Origin of the sequence: Glaesserella sp., from assembly GCF_041817755.1 — a bacterium.
GTDB lineage: Bacteria > Pseudomonadota > Gammaproteobacteria > Enterobacterales > Pasteurellaceae > Glaesserella.
The window spans coordinates 1-20,600 of record NZ_JBGYBX010000044.1; the positions used below are offsets into that span (position 1 = coordinate 1).

Below are 20,600 nucleotides of genomic sequence, written 5' to 3' on the forward strand. Positions count from 1 at the left end.
GAGCTGGCGAAGGTGCTGATTAAATTTATCGAGGCGGGGATTCAAATTAATCTTCTGACCCATTCGCTAGGTGCCCGGGTGGCGCTTTCCGCCTTAAATGTGTTGGGGGATTTTGACGGTGCGTATGATGAGAAAATAGATAACCTGATAATGTGGGAGCCGGCGGTGGCGGATAATGCGTTTACCGATAAATATACCCGAAGTATGAACCCGATAGCGATGGAGATTTTTCCTTAACAGCATGGATATTCTCCGCTCTGAAATTTTCGCCCCAGTTATCCCTGTTGCGACTTTCGATACCGTTGATGAAGTGATTGCATTGGCAAATGACTGTGAATATGGCTTAACCTCTTCCGTTTACACACAAAATATCAACAAAGCGATGAAAGTCGTTTCTCGCTTAAAATTCGGTGAAACCTATGTAAACCGTGAAAACTTTGAGGCGATGCAAGGCTTCCATGCAGGTTGGCGCAAATCGGGTATTGGCGGAGCGGACGGTAAACACGGTTTAGAAGAGTACCTCCAAACGCATGTGGTTTATCTGCAATTTGATGCATAAAAAGGATAAAAAAATGAGCGCTTCTTGCAGTAAAGGAGCGCTCATTTTATTGCATAACTCAGAATGTTTATCGCTTATTCGCTGAAGCGTTCAATGCGAGCGCCCAATTTTTGGAGTTTGGCTTCGATATTTTCATAACCGCGATCGATGTGATAAATTCGATCGACGATCGTTTCACCGTTAGCGATACAACCGGCTAGCACTAGACTGATTGAAGCCCGCAAATCCGTTGCCATGACCTGTGCACCGGATAAGCGCTCTACGCCATGGCAAATTGCGGTATTTCCTTCAATTTCGGCTTTTGCTCCCATACGAATTAATTCAGGGATATGCATGAAGCGGTTTTCAAAGATCGTTTCGGTAATTTTACTAGTACCTTCCGCAACGGCGTTTAGCAAAGTGAATTGGGCTTGCATATCCGTTGGGAATCCCGGGTGGGGCATGGTACGGATATTCACCGCTTTCGGGCGTAAACCGAGAGAATCCAGCGTGATGGTACTATCGGTAACATCGACCTGCATACCTGCTTCACGTAATTTCTCAATCACAGCATCAAGCGTGTCCGCTTTGGTTCCGCGGCAAACGATTCGTCCGCCCGAGACGGCGGCTGCGACTAAAAACGTGCCAGTTTCGATACGATCGGGTACGATATGATGTTGGCATCCGCGTAAACGCTCGACACCGTCGATGGTGATCGTATCGCTACCGGCACCTGAAATATTGGCACCCATTTTATTTAAAAAGATTGCCGTATCGACGATTTCAGGTTCACGGGCGGCATTTTCGATGATGGTTTTTCCTTTGGCAAGCGTTGCAGCCATCATAACGGATAATGTCGCACCGACGCTGACTTTATCCATCAGAATACGAGCGCCTTGCAGGCGATCCACTACATCCGCTTTGACGTAGCCTTCATCAAGAATGATCCGAGCGCCCATTTTTTCTAAGCCGCTAATATGCATGTCAACGGGTCTCGCGCCGATTGTGCATCCTCCCGGCAGAGAAACTTGCCCTTGATGAAAACGGGCAACTAGTGGTGCAAGCGCCCAAATCGAGGCTCGCATGGTTTTAACCAGTTCGTAAGGGGCGATGTAATGATCAATTTTACTTGCATTGATGTGTACCGTTCCGGATGTGTCACGTTCAACGACGACACCTAATTTACGTAAGATTTTGAAGGTAGTATCGACATCTTTAAGGTTCGGAACATTGGTCAACGTAATCGGTTCTTCTGCAAGAATAGAGGCAAAAAGAATAGGTAATGCGGCATTTTTTGCGCCTGAAATATCAACGGTTCCGTTTAAGGTAAACGGACCGTGAACACGAAATTTTTCCATTTTGATTCCTTATAAAATAATGGAAAATTGAATACGGAAAGCCGGTTACAAGCGGTGAGATCTTCATGATTTTTTGCAAATAACGGCTTTCGGTGCTCAATTTTCAATTTTGAATTAACCCGCCATATTTAACAGACGTTCTCTTTTCCACTGTTCGGTGGTAAATGTTTTAATCGTGAGGGCGTGGATCACATTGGTGGCAAAGAGTTCCGTGAGCGGGGCATAAATCATTTGTTGTTGTTTGACTTTAGACAGTGAAGCAAAGGCATCACTGACGGCGATAACGCCGTAATGCGCATTTTCTCCCTGAACATAAACTTCGGTAAGATTAAGTGCATTTTTGAGCAACTCTTCAATTTGTTTTGGTTCCATATTATTTTTTATTCTCGCGTAAGAAAGTCGCAAACCATTCGGCTAAATCAAACAATTCCGCTAATTTTCGGATTGCTTCGGATACGTTGATTAGATGGTTGCTGTGTGTTTGTTGGTAATGATGAAGTAATTCGGCAAGTAGGGTAAAACCTGCAGAATCTATTCTTTCCAGTTCTTTTAAATCCCAGTAAATTTGTTGTTTGGCTTTTGGTGATAAAAAAGAAGCACGTTGCTTCCATAACGGAAGCAACGTGTCTCGTGTGAGTTCACCAAAAAGTTTTACAATCAGACTTTCATGGTTTTCCTGAATGTGCCATTGTAGTGAATTTTGGATTTGCATAAAGAATTATTTACTTAAAGTGATCGGTTGTTTCGCGGATTGGGATACTTGCGCCGTGAGAGCATCGATACCTTGTTGACGTAAAATTCCGCTCCATTCGTTTTGCTTTGTCGCAACCATACTCACGCCTTCAGCCGCCATATCGTAAGCTTGCCATTCACCGGTTTTGCTGTTTTTACGCCATTTGAAATCTAATTTGAGCGGTTGGGCATTTCCTGTTTGTAAGACGTTGACGCGAATGCTGACAATGGATTTATCCCCGACAGGTTTTTCACTCTCGATTTGGACTTGTTGATCGCTGTATTGCGTTAATACTTGTGCATAAGATTGCTCAATAAATTGCCCGAATGCCGTGAAAAATGCTTCGCGTTGCGCATCGCTGGCAGATGATAAGTTTTTACCTAATACCAATTGCCCGGCATATTTCACATGAATATGCGGCATCAGGTCATTGCGTACGATAGTCCGTAAATAATTCGGATCTTTTTTTATTTTGTTTTGATTTGCTTTGATATCACCAAAAAGTTTATCCGCCGTTTGTTGCATTAATACGTAAGGGCTGGTAGATGCCAATGCGGTGGTTGATAGAAACGTCGTAAATGCAACCATACCGGTGACTAAAATTTTTTTGAGGGTTTTGATCATGATGTTAAAACTCCAACGTTAAAAGCGGGTGATGATCCCACTATACTTAATTTTATGGTAAGCGTTTGCCCACCGTTATTGTTCCGCTTTGGGTTCTGCGGTTTCTTCCGTTTTATCGGATTTTTTATCGCCATATAAGAACTGACCGATTAAATCTTCAAGTACCATGGCTGAATTGGTGTCTGTAAAGGTTGCTCCTTCTTTTAACATATCGGTTTCACCTTCAATCATAAAACCGATGTTTAATGCGATATATTGTTCACCGAGTAAGCCTGCCGTTTTTATGGAGAGCGAACTGGTATCCGGAATTTGGTTAAATTCTTCGTTTATTGCTAATGTTACTCGAGGTGTATAGGTTTTCGCATCCAGTTGGATATCGGATACTCTGCCGACAACCACACCGCCGACCTTAATCGGCGCACGGACTTTTAGTCCTCCGATATTATCGAAAGTTGCATAAAGCGTATAAGTTTTTTCTGAGCTGAATCCCTGAACATTTGCTACCCGTAAACCCAAAAATACGAGAGCCGCTAAACCGAGCAGAACAAACAAGCCTACCCAAAATTCATATTTAATTGATTGACGCATTTTATTTCCTTTTAAATCATCCGCCGAACATAATGGCGGTTAAAATAAAGTCTAATCCTAATACAACAAGTGACGAATGTACGACGGTTCGTGTTGTTGCTTGACTGATTCCTTCCGATGTCGGGATTGCATCATAGCCGTTAAAAAGTGCAATCCAAACGACGGCAAAAGCAAATGCAATACTTTTAATAAAGCCGTTGAATAAATCACCGACGGTAACGGTATTTTGCATCACTGACCAAAAACTGCCGGCATCTACGCCTTTCCAATCTACGCCGACTAAAGAACCGCCCCATATACCGATTGCGGTAAAAATAACGGCAAGTATCGGCATTGCGATAATACCGGCCCAAAAACGTGGTGCAATTACGCGTCTGAGCGGATCAATCGCCATCATTTCAAGACTGGAAAGTTGTTCCGTTGCTTTCATTAAACCGATTTCCGCAGTTAACGCAGAGCCGGCTCGTCCTGCAAATAATAATGCCGTTACCACCGGACCTAATTCCCTTAATAGTGAGAGTGAAACCAGTTGCCCCAAGCTGGTTTCAGCCGAAAAGTCTACGAGTACAACGTAACCTTGTAAGCCGAGAACCATGCCGATAAACAGTCCGGACAACATGATGATTAACAGTGACTGAACGCCCAATACGTGTAACTGTTTTATCAGCAATGGGGTATGTTTGCGGATTTCGGGTTTACCGATTAACGCCCCCCACAACATGAAACTTGAGCGACCTATAGCTTGGATAAATTTTATTACTGATGCGCCGATTGCAGAGATAAAATCATTCATTAAATAGTTCCTCTGTATATTCTTTAGCCGGATAATGAAATCTGACCGGTCCATCAGCTTTACCGGATAAAAATTGAATGACTTGAGGATCTTGACTTGCCATGAGATTTTCCGGTGTTCCCTCCGCAATAATGCGCTTATCTGCAACAATGTAAGCATAGTCGGCAATACTGAGTACTTCCGTAACATCATGAGAAACCACGATAGAAGTCAAATTAAGCGCTTGATTCAGCTTTTTAATAAGATCAACAATGACCCCCATGCTGATAGGATCTTGTCCGGTAAAAGGCTCATCGTACATAATCAAGTCAGGATCTAAGGCAATTGCGCGAGCCAATGCGGCTCGGCGTGCCATTCCGCCGGAAAGTTCTGACGGCATTAATTGTGCTGCACCTCTAAGACCGACAGCCTCAAGTTTCATTAACACCAGCTTTCGAATTAAACTTTCGGGTAAACGAGTATGCTCTCGGATTGGGAAAGCAACATTATCAAACGTAGATAAATCCGTAAATAATGCTCCGGATTGGAACAGCATTCCCATACGTTGACGGATTTCATAAAGCGTTTTATTGGAAGACTTGCAAACATCCTGTCCGTCAAACAAGATCTCTCCTGATTCCGGAATGAGTTGACCGCCGATAAGACGCAATAATGTCGTTTTACCGATACCGGACGGTCCCATGATGGCCGTTATTTTACCTTTCTGTACGCGTAGATTCAGGTTATCGTAAATGATTCGATCTCCCCGTTTAAACGTGAGGTTTTTGACTTCAACCAAGTTTGTTATATCACGCATTAATATCTTCTTTTTTGTCCAAAATGACCGCGAATAATCTATAAATGTTCACACAATGTCAAATTACTTTAATTAATCCGACAAAAAAATAGGCAACGAAAAAGGCATATTGAATGTTTAGTTTCAATATGCCTTTCGGCAATAAGATGCTATTGAGCATAAGTAATAACTTTGATGACTTTTGTCACACCACTGATATGACGCGCAACCTCAGCCGCCGCATTGGCTTGTGTGGTTGAAAGATTCCCCATCAAAAAGACTTCGCCGTTTTCGGTAATAACTTTAACATCCGTCGCTTTCACTTCGGCATTCACCAGTAGTTTAGACTTGATTTTCGTCGTTATCCAGCTGTCTTGACTGATTTGTCCGACACTGATTTTTTCGCCGATTCGGATTTCATTGTAGACGGTTGATACCCCTTCTACACCGGCGGCAACATTTTTAGCCGCTTCTTTCACTGAGTCATTCGGAGCCTGACCGATAAGAAGCACTTTACCGTTGTATGAAACGACATTAATGCGGGCTTCTTCTTTAATTTGAGCATCTTTATTGAGGTTATATGCTACTTTTTCTTCTAATGTTTCATCATCTAATTGGCGTCCTGCGGTACGGGGATCCGTTGCGACTTTTGTTGCAACGGCAGCACCGCCGACAACGGCAGTAGCAAGACAACCCTGCAATGATGCGAAGGTAAATGCAAACAGGCTTGCAAGACTGATACGTTTAATGATTTTTACCATAATGGGCTCCTTTTATTTTAGTGGGAAGCGGGGTTAAACAATAAGTTATCGACTAATTCACATAGTAGGTTAATACAAAATTGATGTCCTTCAATAATACGCAATTCGTTGATCGAGGGCATTTCAATTTCAAGATCGCCTTCTTCAAGTAAACCTTTAGTGTGATCATTCAGACTACTGGTAAACGCAAAAATTTCCAAATTTTCATTATTAGCACAATGAATTGCATTGAGTACGGCTTCTTCATTACCGATAGGAGAAAAGGCGATAAAAAGATCACCTTCTTTTGCAATAACTTGCAATTGTTTTCTATATATTTGCGAGAGTTCTTTATCTTGATTCAAACAGCCTACAAGCATGCCGTCAAATTGTAGCAAATGCGCGAAAAGACTGGGGCGAGCCAAATCATATCGATGTAACAGGTTGCTGACTAATAACTGTGCATTCGCATAAGAGCGGCCGTATCCGCATACGATAATTTTATTTCCGCGTAATAAGCAGGCGACAATGCGATTAGCCGCTTCATTCAAGACGGAGGGTAATAATTCGGCTGCTGCAATTTGAATTTGAATACTTTCGCTAAATCGATCTTGGATCTTTTCTAACATATTAACCTAAAAAATTTTTTATCCATAAAGGCGGATTATTTCCTTCAAAAGCAACGACATCAAAGCGACAATCAGCGGTATCTAAACTTTTATTTAAACGGGCTAACCATAAATTAGCGGCTTTCAGCCATTTTTGTTGCTTTGAATAATTAATGCTTTCCACAGCAGAACCGAAATCGGCGTTTTTTCGTTGACGGACTTCAATAAAGACGACAGTATCGTTGTGCCGCATGATAAGATCAAGTTCTCCGCATTTAAAAGACTGATTTTGAGCAATAAACGTAAGACCTTGTGTTTCTAAAAATACCCTTGCTTTTTGCTCAAAATCAGCGCCTTGGGAACGCTTATTAATTTGCATTGACAATCGAACCGCCGCGGTATTGTAACCATGTCATTTCGCGCTCAATATTACAATTCGGTCCTGCACTGAGAATACCGGTCAAGCCGTGTACTTTATATCCGGGAATTTGGCGGAACTCGTTAAATTTATTGGCGATTGACCAAGCGTCGGAACCCATCGCATACAGACGCATCATGGAGAAATCACTTTCAGCCAAATTTTCGGCTTTTTTGTATTCTGATGATTCAGGATCGGAGAGAAGCGGAATTTCGCTGAATTTGACGCCTTCCATGGTTAAACGGAACTCCGGTCCGTTATTCGGTGAGTTACTGCGTGAAGACGTATAAATCGGGAATTGATTTGCCAGCGGTGAATTATCGATACCTTGTTTCAATTCGAGTAATTGTTCGGCGCTGCCTAGTGCATAAAGTGCACCGCCTTGAGCCATCCCGTTATTTTGTAATGAGGCGGCAACATCTAAAGGTTGGTAATAATAACGGATATCGGCATCTTTATTGGTAAGTTGACGCCAACGTTGGGCGAAAGCATCGGCGGAGCGTTGACCAAAATCCCCTTGCGGTGTCGCGACAACGGCATGTGAAATTCCGTCATGGTAGAAACGATCGGCGGCTGAACGCGCTTCGGCTTCCGGCGATAAACCGTAGTAGCATACTTTCGCCACAGCTCGGACGTTCGGTGTGGAATTCAACGCCAATACATTGATTTGGTTAATTTCTTTGCTTGCCAACATGTCATCCACACGTGATTTCAATAACGGACCGATGATGGTTTGCGCACCGCCCTGTTTGGCTTGGGTAAGCAATGTTTCAATAGGCGCCGAATCGGTATCGTAAGTTTGAACGGCCATAGAATCGGCACCTTTTGCATCATCAAATCCACGTTTGATGATATCACCTAACGCCTTTGCCTCACCGCTAAGCGGTAAAAGAAGAGCGACGCCGTTTAATTGGGTTTGCTGGAAATTCGTGACATTTTGTAATTCTGTCGGTAATAAGCGGGCGGCACTGTGTGTCGGATACTGTCTTTTCCAATTTTCAATAACAAGCGGTAATTGCGTCGGATCCGACATATTTTGATTATATGCCACGACAAGCATTAACCATCCGGCTAACCCCATTTCACCCGGACCGGCAACGGTTTTTTCCAACATTCCTCGGTTGGCATTACGTAGCATTTCCCAAATTTTATCGTTGTTTTCTTGGCGAATGCGGTTATCCGTAATGTAAGTATCCATGAGTGATCTGACTTTAACCGCTTCAATCACGTCTTTTTGGTTCTCGGCAATACGAGCTTGCGTTTGATACGAACGGAAAATTTGCGTTTGGCTCAGCTGTGACGGCGGTAATTGTTTCAATAAATCTCGGGCAAGTTGATTATTTCCCTGTAATGCAGCTAATTGTGCCGTTAATAAGTGATATTCCGGACGTTGAATATCATTGAGTTTGGCAATCTGAATCTCACTGAGGGTATTTTGTGCTTCCACAATTTTATTTTCCTCAATCAGCTGACGAACAGCTAATAAACGGTAGCTCTGTTGTTCTTCTAAATCCGTGCTTTGATCCGCTTTATTAACATAAAATTCAGAGGTTGCGTAAGCTTCATTTTTCAAAGATTCGGTGACTTGATTTTTGAAAAAACCGGAACCGGTACACGCAGAGAGAAACAGTGCCAGTGCGGTAGGTACGAAGACAGTTTTCATTTTTTGGCTAAAAGTGCGGGTTTGTACTAGAATAGTCAACATTTTTATCGCTCCGTAATGGAAAATTAGAAAATTATCATTATTGGTCTAATGAATACTGAACGGGATCTTACTTATCAAATAAGTGAAAATCAAATGAAAAACGGATATAACGTAAATCAGACGGGCGTATTATATATTGTAGCGACCCCCATCGGAAATTTGGCGGATATTACTCAACGGGCATTAGATACCTTTCGGCAGGTCGACTTGATCGCGGCGGAAGATACCCGACACAGCGGCGTGCTGCTCAATCATTATGGGATTAAAAAGCCCTTTTTTGCGCTACACGATCATAACGAACAACAGCGGGCAAGCGTTTTAGTGGAAAAATTACGCCAAGGCATGAATATAGCCTTGATTTCCGATGCCGGTACACCGCTTATCAGCGATCCCGGATTTCACCTTGTCCGAGATTGCAGACAAGCGGGGATAAAAATTGTGCCGCTTCCGGGGGCATGCGCAGCCGTCACGGCATTATGCAGTTCGGGGATAGCCTCCGATCGATTCTGCTTTGAAGGATTTTTACCGGCAAAAACCAAAGCGCGTGGTGATCGGTTGAGTGAATTGGCGAATGAAAGCCGTACACTGATTTTTTACGAATCGACCCATCGTGTCTTAGAGACCTTACAGGATATGCTACGGATTTTCGGCTGCGATCGCTACATTGTGATGGCAAGGGAGTTGACCAAAACATGGGAAACCATTCACGGTGATCAATTAGCGGACTTAATCGCTTGGTTACAACAAGATCATAACCGGATCAAAGGCGAGATTGTATTAGTTGTTGAGGGAAAACCGCAGCAAGACGAAAGCGCGGAATTTTCACCGCAAGCAATCAAATTATTGGCACTGTTAACCGCCGAGTTACCTTTAAAAAAAGCGTGCAGTATTGTTGCGGAATGCTTCGGGTATAAAAAAAATGCGTTATATCAATACGGTTTATCGCATTTTAAAGGTGAATGAGCCTGTTACGATAGGACAAGCGGTTCGTTTTGTCCGATTTTTTGCAAAATTCACCGATGATTATCGGAACTGTTGATAAAAGAGAATTAATGCGTTCTATTTAATTGTTTCTTTCTATTGGAAGAATAAATTTTATCCATTTCCCCTTGGTGGCTTGTCTGCGCTATATTTTCCCCGAAACGTTTATGTAGAGGAGAAATAACATGACTAACTCAATCGGTTTAAGTGCTGCTTCAGCAGAAAAGCTTGCAAAAGAGCTCAATAACTTACTGGCAACCTACCAAGTGTTTTATACAAACGTACGTGGTTATCACTGGAATATTAAAGGCGTCAGTTTCTTTGAATTACATGCGAAATTTGAAGAAATTTACGATGATTTGGTGGTAAAAGTGGATGAAATTGCAGAACGTATTTTAACCTTGGGTCACACGCCGGCAAATGCATTCAGTCAATATTTGAACGTGTCGTTGATTAAAGAACATATCGGCGTAAGTTCGGCACAAGAATGTTTAACCGGGACGCTGGAAGGTTTCAAAACGTTATTGAAACAACAGCGTGAAATTTTAGCCTTGGCGAATGAGGCGGAAGACGAGGGAACGGCGTCACAAATGAGCGATTACATCAAGGAGCAAGAGAAATTAGTTTGGATGTTCTCTGCCGCCGCTACCTGTGGTGTTTGTCAGCAATAATGATAATAACAACAACAACCTTCCCTTAACCGGGATATTTTCCCTCTGTTTGCTTAGCAAACAGAGGGTTTTTTCTATCGAATCACAAGCGGTCGGTTTAAGAAGACTATTTGCAAATTTGTGGTTACACATTCAAATCGGCTTCATCACCACGATCTTGTAACCACTGTTTACGATCTTCCGCCCGTTTTTTCGCCAGCAACATATCCATTAATTCAAAGGTAGAAACGGTTTCGTCATCGCTATTTTCTTCAAGTGTCAGTTGAACTAAACGGCGGGTATTCGGATCCATGGTGGTTTCACGCAATTGACTCGGATTCATCTCACCCAAGCCTTTAAAACGTTGCACGTTCGGCTTGCCCTTTTTCTTGGCAAGACGCGCTAAAATGGCTTCTTTTTCCGATTCATCCAATGCATAATGGACTTCATCTTTACCGATATCGATACGATAAAGCGGTGGCATAGCCACATAAACATGGCCGTTTTTGACCAATGTCGGGAAGTGGCGTAGGAATAACGCACACAATAAGGTTGCAATATGTAAACCGTCCGAATCCGCATCGGCGAGAATACAAACTTTACCGTAACGCAGTTGGCTTAAATCTTCATTATCGGGGTCAATTCCCAACGCCACGGCAATATCGTGGACTTCCGTTGAAGCCAGTACTTGATCGGGAGAGACTTCCCACGTATTCAGAATCTTACCTCTAAGCGGTAAAATCGCTTGGAATTCTTTGTCTCTCGCTTGTTTTGCCGAGCCGCCCGCAGAGTCGCCTTCGACTAAAAACAGCTCAGTTCGCTTTAAATCTTGTGAAATACAATCCGCTAATTTTCCCGGCAGAGCAGGGCCGCTCACCAATTTTTTTCGTACCACTTTCTTTTCGGCACGCAGGCGGTTTTGTGCCGAACTGATAGCCATTTCCGCCAACTGCTGAGCCACTTGTACATTTTGGTTCAACCACAAACTGAAGGCATCTTTGACACTGTTTTCAACATAACTTGCCGCTTGGCGTGACGATAAACGTTCTTTCGTTTGCCCTGCAAATTGCGGTTCTTGCATTTTGAGTGATAACACGTAGCAGCAGCGTCCCCACACATCGTCAGCCGTGAGTTTCACTCCCTTAGGTAACAAATTTTGGAATTCGCAGAATTCGGTCATGGCTTTAAATAAACCTTGGCGCAAACCGTTTACGTGCGTACCGCCCAGTGCGGTCGGAATTAAGTTGACATAGCTTTCATTGACTTGTTCGCCGCCTTCAGTCAGCCAACTTAACGCCCAGCTGACCGTTTCGGTGTCGCCTTTTACTTCTCCGACAAACAACGGATTCGGCAGGTATTCGTATGCATTTAATGCTTCCGTTAAATAATCACGTAAACCGTCTTCGTAGTACCACGTTTCTTGGGTGTTATTGATATGATCGGTAAAATTGATGGTTAATTTCGGGCAAAGCACCGCTTTGGCACGTAGTAGATGGCGTAAACGGCTGACGGAAAATTTCGGCGAATCGAAATATTTCGGGTTCGGATAGAAACGGACGGTGGTTCCCGTTTGGCGTTTCGGGCATGCGCCGATCACTTTCAGGTCTTCGACTTTAACACCGTTGGCAAACGCAATGGTATAAATTTCACCGTTGCGTTTAATGGTGATCTCAACCCTTTCAGAGAGAGCATTCACGACCGAAATCCCGACCCCGTGTAAGCCGCCCGAGAAGGTGTAGTTTTTATTAGAGAACTTACCGCCGGCGTGCAGTTTTGTCAGGATAAGCTCCACCCCCGAAATTTTTTCCGTCGAGTGAATATCCACCGGCATACCGCGCCCGTTATCAATCACCTCAAGGGAATTGTCGCGATGTAAAATGACATCAATTTGATTTGCAAAGCCTGATAGCGCTTCATCGACACTATTGTCAATCACCTCTTGCCCCAAATGATTCGGACGGGTGGTATCGGTGTACATACCGGGACGGAGTTGTACGGGTTCAAGATCTTTGAGAACGGTAATTTCATCGGCACCGTAGCGTTTTTCAGACATGGTCGGCTCTTATGATAGGTTTAATGTAAATAAAAACAGGGGCGAATTTTAACGAATTCAGCCCCTTGACTCAATCAAAATTACAAGCGGTCGGTTCCGTCGATTTTTTTGTAAAAAATCAGTTGAATCGGACCGCTTGTTGATTACAATCGAAACCATTTTTCAACCAATTCGGCGGTTGTTTCTTTATGTTGCCACATGCTTCCCAGTTCAGGTTCGGGGAACTTGCTGCGGTTATAACCGACGAATTCTCGGAAATCAAAAACGGCGTGAGGGTAGTCGTTCAGCATTAAGAACGCTTTATAGCCTTCTTCATCCCAACAAATTTGGAAGCGGCGCGGTTCTTTTAAGGTATGTTGTTCAATGTTGGCGATGTTATACACGAATAGGCTGTCTACCACCGGTTGGGCGGCTTGGTGTAAATCCATGGCATAGAAATAACCGGTTTCGCCGTCATCTTCAAACATCACCACTAAATGTTCATGTTTAATGGAATGCGCACCGTTGCGATAGGGGGTGCCGAGAGTGATATGATCGTTTAGCACTGAGTAGAGCATTGTTCTTTTTCCATTTACAAATTTTTATCAAAATCTTACCGCTTGTAAGCGGCAATGTATTAACAAAAAAGCCACCTCAATTTCTCAAGGTGGCTGTATTTAATCAATCAACGCAAATTATGCTTGACCTTTCACTTCTTTACGACCGTTGAAAGGCGCCGGTGTACCTGCTGCAGCTAATGCTTCTTCGATACGGATTAATTGGTTGTATTTTGCAACACGGTCTGAACGGCTCATTGAACCCGTTTTGATTTGACCTGCTGCTGTACCCACCGCTAAATCAGCAATTGTTGCATCTTCGGTTTCACCGGAACGGTGTGAAATAACCGCTGTGTAACCTGCATCTTTAGCCATTTTGATTGCTGCCAAAGTTTCAGTTAATGAACCGATTTGGTTGAATTTAATTAAGATGGAGTTCGCAATCCCTTTTTCGATACCGTTTTTGAGGATCTTCGTATTGGTTACGAATAAGTCGTCACCGACCAATTGAACTTTGTCACCCAATACTTTAGTTTGGTATGCGAAACCGTCCCAGTCTGATTCGTCTTGACCATCTTCGATAGACACGATCGGGTACTCTTTGCACAAACCTTCCAAGTAGTGTGTGAACTCTTGAGAAGTGAATGTTTTACCTTCGCCTTTCATGTCATATACGTTACGTTCTTTGTCGTAGAACTCGGAAGACGCACAATCCATAGCTAAAGTTACATCTTTACCTAACACGTAACCCGCTTTTTCTACCGCTTCTTTGATACATGCAAGAGCGTCTGCGTTAGACGCTAAGTTCGGTGCGAAACCGCCTTCGTCACCTACCGCAGTATTTAAGCCTTTTGCTTTTAATACTTTAGCAAGGTTGTGGAATACTTCAGCACCGATACGGAGCGCTTCTTTTAAGGTTGATGCACCGACCGGTTGAATCATGAACTCTTGGATATCAACGTTGTTGTCTGCGTGCTCACCACCGTTGATGATGTTCATCATCGGTAATGGCATGGAGTAGACGCCCGGAGTACCGTTAAGCTCTGCAATGTGAGCGTAAAGCGGTAAACCTTTTGATGCCGCAGCCGCTTTTGCGTTTGCTAAAGAAACCGCTAAAATTGCGTTTGCACCGAATTTAGATTTGTTTTCCGTACCATCCAAGTCGATCATAATTTGGTCGATTTCAGCTTGGTTAGATGCATCTTTACCTAAGATTGCATTAGCAATTTCGTTGTTGACTGCAGAAACGGCTTTTAATACACCTTTACCTAAGAAACGTGCTTTGTCGCCATCACGTAATTCTAATGCTTCACGTGAACCTGTTGATGCACCTGACGGCGCAGCTGCTAAACCAACAAAACCACCTTCAAGATGAACTTCCGCTTCTACGGTTGGATTACCACGTGAGTCAATGATTTCACGACCGATTACTTTAACGATTTTTGCCATTGTTAATATCCTCTTAATTGAGAGTTAATGTGAAAAAAACAGCTATATACTAAATGGATTTTGCGGTTTTGTCTTGTAAAAAAGTGATGTGCGTCACAAAAACTTACGGGATATTTGATCGAAACGGGCGTTTTTAGCGCGAGAACGGAGAAGAAAAAGCGGCATAGCAGATATGCCGCTGAATTTGCAAATTTTAGCTTGGATCAGACCGCTTACTTGATACCTTTTCGGATTAATTCCGTATAGCCACCGTGATTGGTTACTTGGGTATAACCTAGCTTTCTCAGCTCGGTTAATGCCACTTCCGCGCGGCGACCCGAACGGCAATATAAATTGATTGGCTCATCTTTATTCGGGCTGATTTTGGCGATCTGTTCGGCAAGTGCGTCGTACGGAATATTCAATGCTCCGTCGATATGACCGGTTTGATATTCTTCCGCACTGCGTACGTCAATCCAAATACCTTTCGCTTTTTGACTTTGGGTCTGGGCGGTAACGGGTTTCGTCGCATAAGTCGGCTGGATAGCCGCTAAACCGCCCAACGCAATGATCAGCGCACTAAATTTGTTCATGGTGTCGCCTTATTTTTGCTCTTCAATGGCTTCCAACGCTCTTAATGCATAGGTATAGGCAGCCCCGGCGTTTAAGGCAATTGCCGTGGCTAATGCACCGGCAATTTCACTTTCCGTTGCACCGGCTTTCGCCGCTTTTTCGGCATGAACACTGATACAACTTTCACAACGTGTTGTGATCGCGACCGCAATCGCAATCAATTCTCGCGTTTTTTCATCCAATGCTTCCGCGGCAGCCGCTTGATCTAAAGCCGCATAAGCTTGCAACATTTTCGGGTGCTTTTTGCCTAATTCGCCAAATGATTTTTTCACGTGGGCCGTATGTTCAGTCCAATTTTGAAATGACATAATAATTTTCTCCGATTAATAGAAGTAAAAAGAGGATGTAAGTCCGATTTAATTTTACTGTTTTCGGGTGGCATCCGTCACGTTTTTTGTTTAAGATGAAACGTAATAATTTCTTTCAAAAAGTAAAACAGAATGTCTTCAAACGAACTTCTTCGCTGTGAAAATATCAGCAAATTTTATCAAGAGGGCGAAAATGCCACTCAGGTGCTTAACAACGTCTCCTTTTCAATGAATGCAGGTGAGCTTGTGGCGATTGTCGGTAGCTCCGGATCCGGCAAAAGTACCTTATTACACACCCTTGGCGGTTTAGATCAACCGAGTGACGGCGAGGTCTTTATCAAAGGACAATCGTTGCAAAAGCTCAGTAGCAATGCCCTTGCAAAATTACGCAATCAACATCTTGGCTTTGTCTATCAATTTCATCACTTAATGGCGGATTTTTCTGCGTTGGAAAATGTGATGATGCCGATGTTAATCGGAAACCAAAATAAAACGGAAGCGAAAGATCGCGCAGAGAAGATGTTACAAGCGGTCGGATTGGCTCATCGAATTACCCATCGCCCTTCAGCGTTATCGGGCGGTGAACGCCAGCGTGTCGCGATTGCTCGTGCGTTGGTGAATAACCCTGCGTTAGTCCTTGCTGATGAACCGACAGGTAATCTCGATCAAAAAACAACCGAAAGTATTTTTGAACTGATTCAAGGTTTAAATCAAGAACAGCAGATTGCTTTCCTGTTAGTGACTCACGATTTGAATTTAGCCCACAAACTGAACCGCCGTTTGATTATGCAAGACGGCGTATTGCGTGAGGGTAACTGATGAATACCCCATTTTTTATCAGTTGGCGTTATCAGCGTGGCAAACAGAAAAATCGCTTGGTGTCGTTGATTTCCCTATTTTCAAGCGTCGGTATTGCGTTAGGCGTTGCGGTGCTGATTATCGGCTTAAGTGCGATGAACGGGTTTGAACGAGAGTTAAACCAACGGGTGTTGTCGGTCGTACCGCATGCCGAGTTGGTGAGTGGTGATGGAGCGAAATCGGGGGTGATTCGACAAGGCGAACGATTGGAAGCGCTTGCCGGGCAAGTACCGAATGTCATCGCCGCTTCGCCTTTCGTCAGTTTCACGGCATTGATTGAGAACGGTGCACAGTTAAAAATTGCGCAGATTAAAGGCGTTGAACCGACCAAATTGGATAAGGTCAGTTCCTTGGGGCAATTCGTTCCGAAAGAACAATGGGAGGCGTTTTACCGGGAAGGCGGATTGATTCTCGGCGCCGGGATTGCCCGTGATTTGGGGGTGGATGTTGGTGATGATGTGACCGTATTGTTACCGCAACCGACGGAAGACGGTTCGTTGTCGCAACCGCTACGCTTTAGTTTAACGATAACGGGAATTTTACGTTTGGACGGTCAGCTTGATCACAGCTATGCATTGCTCCCGCTGGGTAAAGCGCAAGAGCTGCTTGAATTGGAGGCAGGGCAGTTTTCCGGTGTTGAATTGGCGGTGAGAGAGCCGTTTAATGTCCGTCAAATGAGCTATGCCTCATTGGCGGAATTTCCCCAACGTCTGTATCTACAAACATGGATCGATAAGTTCGGTTATATGTATAACGATATTCAGTTGATTCGTACGGTGATGTATATCGCGATGGTGTTAGTGATCGGGGTGGCGTGTTTTAATATTATTTCAACCTTGATCATGGCGGTAAAAGATAAGCAAGGAGACATAGCCATTCAGCGGACATTGGGCGCCAATAACCGTTTTATTCGGCAGATTTTCCTGTGGTACGGTTTACAATCGGGTATGAAAGGTGCGGTATCCGGTATTATTTTAGGCGTGTTGGTTTCGCTGAATTTGACTGCGATAATTAAATGGATAGAGGGATTACTCGGCGCGAAATTATTATCCGACGGCGTTTATTTTATTGATTTTTTACCAAGTGAAATTCATTGGGGCGATATTGTGTTGGTATTAGTGGCAACGATAGCATTAAGCCTGGTAGCAAGCCTTTATCCGGCAATACGGGCATCCAAGCTGGAACCGGCAAAAGTGTTGAGCGGACATTAACTCACATAAAAAAGGCGGGAATATCCCGCTTTTTTATGTAACATATCGGTCGTTAGAACAATTTTCTTGCCGTTTCAAAAATTTCGCTTTTGAACGGACGACGCATAGTGGTAATCGCTTCAATGATATCGTGATGAACCAATTGTTCTTTCTGGATACCGACACAACGGCCTTTGTGACCTTGAAGCAGTAATTCAACGGCATATACGCCCATACGGGAAGCCAAAATACGGTCGAAGGCACAAGGTGCGCCGCCGCGTTGTGTATGACCTAACACCGTGGCACGGGTTTCATGACCGAAACGCTCTTCAATTTCTTTGGCAAGTTCATGCACGTTAGTCATTAATTCCGTAATCGCAATAATGGCGTGACGTTTACCTTTGGCAAAGCCTTCACCGATATTACGCATGAGGGATTCTTTATCCAATCCTTTTTCCGGAACGATAATGTATTCACAGCCGCCCGCTAATGCCGCACTGATGGTTAAATCACCACAGTGACGCCCCATAATTTCAACGATAGAAATACGTTGGTGGGACGTTGAGGTATCACGTAAACGGTCAATGGCTTCCAATGCCGTTTCCAATGCGGTTTGGTAGCCGATGGTATAATCCGTACCGGCAACGTCGTTATCGATTGTACCCGGTAAACCGATACAGGCAATGCCGTGTTCTTCGGTCAGTAATTTGGCTCCCATATATGAACCGTCACCACCGATAACGACTAAGGCATCGATCTCGTATTTTTTCAGTGTTTCAACGGATTTCGCACGTACCGCCGGATCCCTAAATTCCGGAAAGCGGGCCGACCCCAAGAACGTACCGCCGCGGTTAATGGTTTCCGAAACGGAGCGACGATCCAGCTTAATCACTTTGTCGTGATATAAACCGTAATAACCGTCTTGAATACCATACACCTCTAAACCTTCACTTAACGCGGCACGCACAACGCCGCGGATCGCAGCATTCATGCCCGGTGCGTCACCACCGCTGGTTAATATAGCGACTTTTTTGACCATGATAGTTTCCTATATAATTTAAATTTTGAAATAAATCGAAATGCGCTAAAGATTACCCTATAACCACCTTTCGTTCTAGCAAAAAATGCGAGAAATGTACGATTTTTTGATCTCAATCGTTCAAAATATCGCAACTCAAATCGAGCGCCTTGAAGAAATGCGTTAAATCTTGTTGATTGTTGTAATGTGCAAGGGAAATTCTTAATGTGCCGCGTTGATTTAAGTAGCGCAAATACGGTCGGGCACAATGTTCGCCTGTACGTAATGCAATTTTTTGTTCGGTGAGAATGGCGGCGACATCCGCATGGTGTTTGTCATGAAAGACAAAGCTCATCGTCGGTCTGGGACCGCCGCCGATAATTTGCAAATTATCGATGCTTTCCAACCGCTTGTAAGCCGTGTCGGCAAGTTGGTAAAGCGTGCTATTCAGCGCCTCAACATCCCATTGCGCCAACCATGCCAACACCTGCCCGAATCCGATAATACCGGCAATATTCGGCGTGCCTGCCTCCAATCGATAAGGTAATTCCGCCAAGGTCAGCGACATCGGGGTTATCTGTTGAAGCATTTTTCCGCCGAAAAACAATGGCTGTAACTCGGCAAGTGCGGAGAATTTGCCCGTCAGTACGCCAAGACCGGTCGGTCCGTACATTTTATGAGCGGAGAACGCATAAAAATCGGCATCCAATTTTTGTACGTCAACGCACTCACTACAAACCGCTTGGGCGATATCTAAGACGATTTTAGCCGAGGAATGTCGGCGAATAAGCGGAATCAATTGTTCCGCCGGTTGGCGGATGCCCGTGACGTTTGAGATCAAATTGAACGCGACGACTTTGGTTTTTTCGGAAAGCGCGAGCCGTAAAGTCTGCGGATCGATTTGGTATTGTTCATTGAGCGGAAGCACGATAAGTTTCGCTTCTTTGCGTTCGGCGAGTTGCTGCCACGGGATGAAATTGGCGTGATGTTCTGCCACGGAAATGATGATCTCATCACCTTTTTGAATGCGATGTGCCAAACCATGGGCGACCAAATTCAGTGAATGGGTCGTCCCGCCGGTCCAAATGACGGCTTCTCGGGTTTCGACATGAAAGCGTTGAGCCACAAGATCGCGCGCCGATTCGTAGGCTTCGCTTTGGATAAGATCGTATTGGCTACGGTGTACGGAGCCTGCCGAACAGTAAAAATCATGGGTTGCGTTAAGCAGGCAGGTCGGTTTGAGTGTGGTTGCCGCGGAATCTAAATACGTCCACGGGTTTTCGGTTTGAAAAAAAGGAAAATACGAGCGAAACGGAGTCGTGTTCATCATTGTTGCGCCTTACGATAAAGTTTATTACAAGGAATGCCGTCGCGATTGCCGTCGAGTGCTTTCCAACCGCATTGTTGAAAATAACGCTGCGCCAGTTCAAAACTGCCGATACGACGACAACTGAGTTTAACCGTGCAGTCTATGTTTTCAAGCGGTCTGTTTGTCGGCGTATTTTGCAAAATTCGGGACGGATCTGACCGCTTGTTGAGCCGCCATTGGGCGGGATTAATCGGATTATTGTCGTTCCACAAGCCGATTTTTTTCTGTTGAGCCTGCGTCTGAGCGAGCTGATATTCGGGTAGTGTTTGTTGATACGCCCACGCCATGCCTTGTTGCACTAACTGCAAGTTGATGTTTTTACCGTTGAGCGTATAAACCACCGCCAGCAAACGCTGATATTTATCATAGCCGGAAGCTTCCAGCCGCACATCTTGTTTAAACACAAGTTGTGCTAACGTTTGTTTGGCTCGTCTTCCGTAAGCTTGATTGAGCTCGGGGGCGTCGATGTGTTGTAGACGGACATGAATGGGCTTTCGGTTATGTAGGCAGGTAAGCGAATCGCCGTCACTGATACCGATGACTTTACACGCGATTTTTCGTTGAAGATCGAGCGAAAAGGCAGAATGAGACAGAGAAATATATAAAAAAATGGACGTAAAGCAGAGCGTTATTCTTTTCATATCGATTATTTTAGCAGTTAATGCCGATAATAATATCCGTTGTGGGATATAAGTT

23 protein-coding genes and 2 pseudogenes are annotated in these 20,600 nt (G+C 44.1%); 6 read left to right on the top strand and 19 right to left on the bottom strand.

What is annotated here, in order from left to right; all coding sequences use genetic code 11:
* Nucleotides 1–234 (top strand): annotated as a pseudogene (locus ACEYKX_RS06095) (alpha/beta hydrolase); the annotation flags it as partial.
* A gap of 1 nt (nt 235) precedes the next feature.
* A pseudogene (locus tag ACEYKX_RS06100) lies at nt 236–559 on the top strand (aldehyde dehydrogenase family protein); the annotation flags it as partial.
* 74 nt (nt 560–633) lie between these two features.
* Here the strand turns inward: ACEYKX_RS06100 and murA are convergent.
* The 11 genes from murA to ACEYKX_RS06155 form a co-directional block, all read right to left on the bottom strand.
* Nucleotides 634–1,896 (bottom strand): UDP-N-acetylglucosamine 1-carboxyvinyltransferase, encoded by a 1,263-nt coding sequence (murA, locus tag ACEYKX_RS06105; RefSeq protein ID WP_373766166.1) that lies wholly within the window; start codon nt 1,894–1,896, stop codon nt 634–636.
* Between the two features lie 114 nt (nt 1,897–2,010).
* Entirely contained in the window at nt 2,011–2,268 is a 258-nt protein-coding gene (locus tag ACEYKX_RS06110; protein WP_373766167.1) for a BolA family protein, read from the bottom strand.
* A gap of 1 nt (nt 2,269) precedes the next feature.
* Nucleotides 2,270–2,608 carry a lipid asymmetry maintenance protein MlaB gene (locus tag ACEYKX_RS06115; protein WP_373766168.1) on the bottom strand — a complete coding sequence of 113 codons (339 nt, stop codon included), beginning with the start codon at nt 2,606–2,608 and terminating at the stop codon, nt 2,270–2,272.
* 6 nt (nt 2,609–2,614) lie between these two features.
* Complete coding sequence (gene mlaC / locus ACEYKX_RS06120; RefSeq protein ID WP_373766169.1) at nt 2,615–3,253, bottom strand: phospholipid-binding protein MlaC; 639 nt, start codon at nt 3,251–3,253, stop codon at nt 2,615–2,617.
* Nucleotides 3,254–3,328: 75 nt separating this feature from the next.
* Nucleotides 3,329–3,841, bottom strand: a complete 513-nt coding sequence (gene mlaD, locus ACEYKX_RS06125) for an outer membrane lipid asymmetry maintenance protein MlaD (RefSeq protein WP_373766170.1) — start codon at nt 3,839–3,841, stop codon at nt 3,329–3,331.
* Nucleotides 3,842–3,857: 16 nt separating this feature from the next.
* Nucleotides 3,858–4,634 carry a lipid asymmetry maintenance ABC transporter permease subunit MlaE gene (mlaE, locus tag ACEYKX_RS06130; RefSeq protein WP_373766171.1) on the bottom strand — a complete coding sequence of 259 codons (777 nt, stop codon included), beginning with the start codon at nt 4,632–4,634 and terminating at the stop codon, nt 3,858–3,860.
* Nucleotides 4,627–5,430 carry a phospholipid ABC transporter ATP-binding protein MlaF gene (gene mlaF / locus ACEYKX_RS06135; protein WP_373766172.1) on the bottom strand — a complete coding sequence of 268 codons (804 nt, stop codon included), beginning with the start codon at nt 5,428–5,430 and terminating at the stop codon, nt 4,627–4,629. Before mlaF ends, mlaE begins: the two co-directional genes overlap by 8 nt.
* 149 nt (nt 5,431–5,579) lie before the next feature.
* The gene (gene dolP, locus ACEYKX_RS06140; RefSeq protein WP_373766173.1) at nt 5,580–6,170 is read right to left on the bottom strand and encodes a division/outer membrane stress-associated lipid-binding lipoprotein; all 591 of its coding nucleotides are present in this window, start codon (nt 6,168–6,170) and stop codon (nt 5,580–5,582) included.
* Nucleotides 6,171–6,187: 17 nt separating this feature from the next.
* Nucleotides 6,188–6,778, bottom strand: coding sequence for an SIS domain-containing protein (locus ACEYKX_RS06145; RefSeq protein ID WP_373766174.1), 591 nt, complete (start codon nt 6,776–6,778; stop codon nt 6,188–6,190).
* Between the two features lies 1 nt (nt 6,779).
* Entirely contained in the window at nt 6,780–7,136 is a 357-nt protein-coding gene (locus ACEYKX_RS06150; protein WP_373766236.1) for a YraN family protein, read from the bottom strand.
* Nucleotides 7,126–8,880: a penicillin-binding protein activator gene (locus tag ACEYKX_RS06155; protein ID WP_373766175.1), complete on the bottom strand. Its 1,755-nt coding sequence runs from the start codon at nt 8,878–8,880 to the stop codon at nt 7,126–7,128. The genes ACEYKX_RS06150 and ACEYKX_RS06155 overlap by 11 nt, the downstream gene beginning before the upstream one ends.
* 93 nt (nt 8,881–8,973) lie before the next feature.
* Between ACEYKX_RS06155 and rsmI the strand changes: the two genes are divergently transcribed.
* Complete coding sequence (gene rsmI / locus ACEYKX_RS06160; RefSeq protein WP_373766176.1) at nt 8,974–9,843, top strand: 16S rRNA (cytidine(1402)-2'-O)-methyltransferase; 870 nt, start codon at nt 8,974–8,976, stop codon at nt 9,841–9,843.
* A gap of 203 nt (nt 9,844–10,046) precedes the next feature.
* Nucleotides 10,047–10,532 (top strand): Dps family protein, encoded by a 486-nt coding sequence (locus ACEYKX_RS06165; protein ID WP_373766177.1) that lies wholly within the window; start codon nt 10,047–10,049, stop codon nt 10,530–10,532.
* Between the two features lie 124 nt (nt 10,533–10,656).
* Here the strand turns inward: ACEYKX_RS06165 and parE are convergent, their stop codons facing one another.
* The 5 genes from parE to ACEYKX_RS06190 form a co-directional block, all read right to left on the bottom strand.
* A complete protein-coding gene (parE, locus tag ACEYKX_RS06170; protein WP_373766178.1) occupies nt 10,657–12,564 on the bottom strand; it encodes a DNA topoisomerase IV subunit B in 1,908 nt (635 codons plus the stop codon).
* Nucleotides 12,565–12,707: 143 nt separating this feature from the next.
* A complete protein-coding gene (locus ACEYKX_RS06175) occupies nt 12,708–13,121 on the bottom strand; it encodes a DUF2251 domain-containing protein (protein WP_373766179.1) in 414 nt (137 codons plus the stop codon).
* Between the two features lie 117 nt (nt 13,122–13,238).
* Nucleotides 13,239–14,549, bottom strand: a complete 1,311-nt coding sequence (gene eno / locus ACEYKX_RS06180) for a phosphopyruvate hydratase (RefSeq protein ID WP_373766180.1) — start codon at nt 14,547–14,549, stop codon at nt 13,239–13,241.
* 212 nt (nt 14,550–14,761) lie between these two features.
* Nucleotides 14,762–15,121, bottom strand: a complete 360-nt coding sequence (locus ACEYKX_RS06185; protein WP_373766181.1) for a rhodanese-like domain-containing protein — start codon at nt 15,119–15,121, stop codon at nt 14,762–14,764.
* A gap of 9 nt (nt 15,122–15,130) precedes the next feature.
* Entirely contained in the window at nt 15,131–15,469 is a 339-nt protein-coding gene (locus ACEYKX_RS06190; protein ID WP_373766182.1) for a carboxymuconolactone decarboxylase family protein, read from the bottom strand.
* A gap of 132 nt (nt 15,470–15,601) precedes the next feature.
* On the opposite strand from ACEYKX_RS06190, the gene lolD reads away from it, so the two are divergent.
* Entirely contained in the window at nt 15,602–16,288 is a 687-nt protein-coding gene (gene lolD / locus ACEYKX_RS06195; protein ID WP_373766183.1) for a lipoprotein-releasing ABC transporter ATP-binding protein LolD, read from the top strand.
* Nucleotides 16,288–17,538 carry a lipoprotein-releasing ABC transporter permease subunit LolE gene (gene lolE, locus ACEYKX_RS06200; protein WP_373766184.1) on the top strand — a complete coding sequence of 417 codons (1,251 nt, stop codon included), beginning with the start codon at nt 16,288–16,290 and terminating at the stop codon, nt 17,536–17,538. The genes lolD and lolE overlap by 1 nt, the downstream gene beginning before the upstream one ends.
* Before the next feature lie 52 nt (nt 17,539–17,590).
* On the opposite strand, the gene pfkA is transcribed toward lolE, so the two are convergent.
* From pfkA to ACEYKX_RS06215, 3 genes are all read right to left on the bottom strand, one after another.
* The gene (pfkA, locus tag ACEYKX_RS06205; RefSeq protein WP_373766185.1) at nt 17,591–18,556 is read right to left on the bottom strand and encodes a 6-phosphofructokinase; all 966 of its coding nucleotides are present in this window, start codon (nt 18,554–18,556) and stop codon (nt 17,591–17,593) included.
* Nucleotides 18,557–18,668: 112 nt separating this feature from the next.
* A complete protein-coding gene (locus ACEYKX_RS06210; RefSeq protein WP_373766237.1) occupies nt 18,669–19,862 on the bottom strand; it encodes an aminotransferase class V-fold PLP-dependent enzyme in 1,194 nt (397 codons plus the stop codon).
* Complete coding sequence (locus tag ACEYKX_RS06215; protein ID WP_373766186.1) at nt 19,862–20,545, bottom strand: thermonuclease family protein; 684 nt, start codon at nt 20,543–20,545, stop codon at nt 19,862–19,864. The genes ACEYKX_RS06210 and ACEYKX_RS06215 overlap by 1 nt, the downstream gene beginning before the upstream one ends.
* Nucleotides 20,546–20,600: the final 55 nt, after the last annotated feature.

Coding starts and splice junctions, on each gene's coding strand:
- murA (WP_373766166.1), bottom strand. CDS start 1,896: ATGGAAAAATTTCGTGTTCACGGTCCGTTTACCTTAAACGGAACCGTT.
- ACEYKX_RS06110 (WP_373766167.1), bottom strand. CDS start 2,268: ATGGAACCAAAACAAATTGAAGAGTTGCTCAAAAATGCACTTAATCTT.
- ACEYKX_RS06115 (WP_373766168.1), bottom strand. CDS start 2,608: ATGCAAATCCAAAATTCACTACAATGGCACATTCAGGAAAACCATGAA.
- mlaC (WP_373766169.1), bottom strand. CDS start 3,253: ATGATCAAAACCCTCAAAAAAATTTTAGTCACCGGTATGGTTGCATTT.
- mlaD (WP_373766170.1), bottom strand. CDS start 3,841: ATGCGTCAATCAATTAAATATGAATTTTGGGTAGGCTTGTTTGTTCTG.
- mlaE (WP_373766171.1), bottom strand. CDS start 4,634: ATGAATGATTTTATCTCTGCAATCGGCGCATCAGTAATAAAATTTATC.
- mlaF (WP_373766172.1), bottom strand. CDS start 5,430: ATGCGTGATATAACAAACTTGGTTGAAGTCAAAAACCTCACGTTTAAA.
- dolP (WP_373766173.1), bottom strand. CDS start 6,170: ATGGTAAAAATCATTAAACGTATCAGTCTTGCAAGCCTGTTTGCATTT.
- ACEYKX_RS06145 (WP_373766174.1), bottom strand. CDS start 6,778: ATGTTAGAAAAGATCCAAGATCGATTTAGCGAAAGTATTCAAATTCAA.
- ACEYKX_RS06150 (WP_373766236.1), bottom strand. CDS start 7,136: ATGCAAATTAATAAGCGTTCCCAAGGCGCTGATTTTGAGCAAAAAGCA.
- ACEYKX_RS06155 (WP_373766175.1), bottom strand. CDS start 8,880: ATGTTGACTATTCTAGTACAAACCCGCACTTTTAGCCAAAAAATGAAA.
- rsmI (WP_373766176.1), top strand. CDS start 8,974: ATGAAAAACGGATATAACGTAAATCAGACGGGCGTATTATATATTGTA.
- ACEYKX_RS06165 (WP_373766177.1), top strand. CDS start 10,047: ATGACTAACTCAATCGGTTTAAGTGCTGCTTCAGCAGAAAAGCTTGCA.
- parE (WP_373766178.1), bottom strand. CDS start 12,564: ATGTCTGAAAAACGCTACGGTGCCGATGAAATTACCGTTCTCAAAGAT.
- ACEYKX_RS06175 (WP_373766179.1), bottom strand. CDS start 13,121: ATGCTCTACTCAGTGCTAAACGATCATATCACTCTCGGCACCCCCTAT.
- eno (WP_373766180.1), bottom strand. CDS start 14,549: ATGGCAAAAATCGTTAAAGTAATCGGTCGTGAAATCATTGACTCACGT.
- ACEYKX_RS06185 (WP_373766181.1), bottom strand. CDS start 15,121: ATGAACAAATTTAGTGCGCTGATCATTGCGTTGGGCGGTTTAGCGGCT.
- ACEYKX_RS06190 (WP_373766182.1), bottom strand. CDS start 15,469: ATGTCATTTCAAAATTGGACTGAACATACGGCCCACGTGAAAAAATCA.
- lolD (WP_373766183.1), top strand. CDS start 15,602: ATGTCTTCAAACGAACTTCTTCGCTGTGAAAATATCAGCAAATTTTAT.
- lolE (WP_373766184.1), top strand. CDS start 16,288: ATGAATACCCCATTTTTTATCAGTTGGCGTTATCAGCGTGGCAAACAG.
- pfkA (WP_373766185.1), bottom strand. CDS start 18,556: ATGGTCAAAAAAGTCGCTATATTAACCAGCGGTGGTGACGCACCGGGC.
- ACEYKX_RS06210 (WP_373766237.1), bottom strand. CDS start 19,862: ATGAACACGACTCCGTTTCGCTCGTATTTTCCTTTTTTTCAAACCGAA.
- ACEYKX_RS06215 (WP_373766186.1), bottom strand. CDS start 20,545: ATGAAAAGAATAACGCTCTGCTTTACGTCCATTTTTTTATATATTTCT.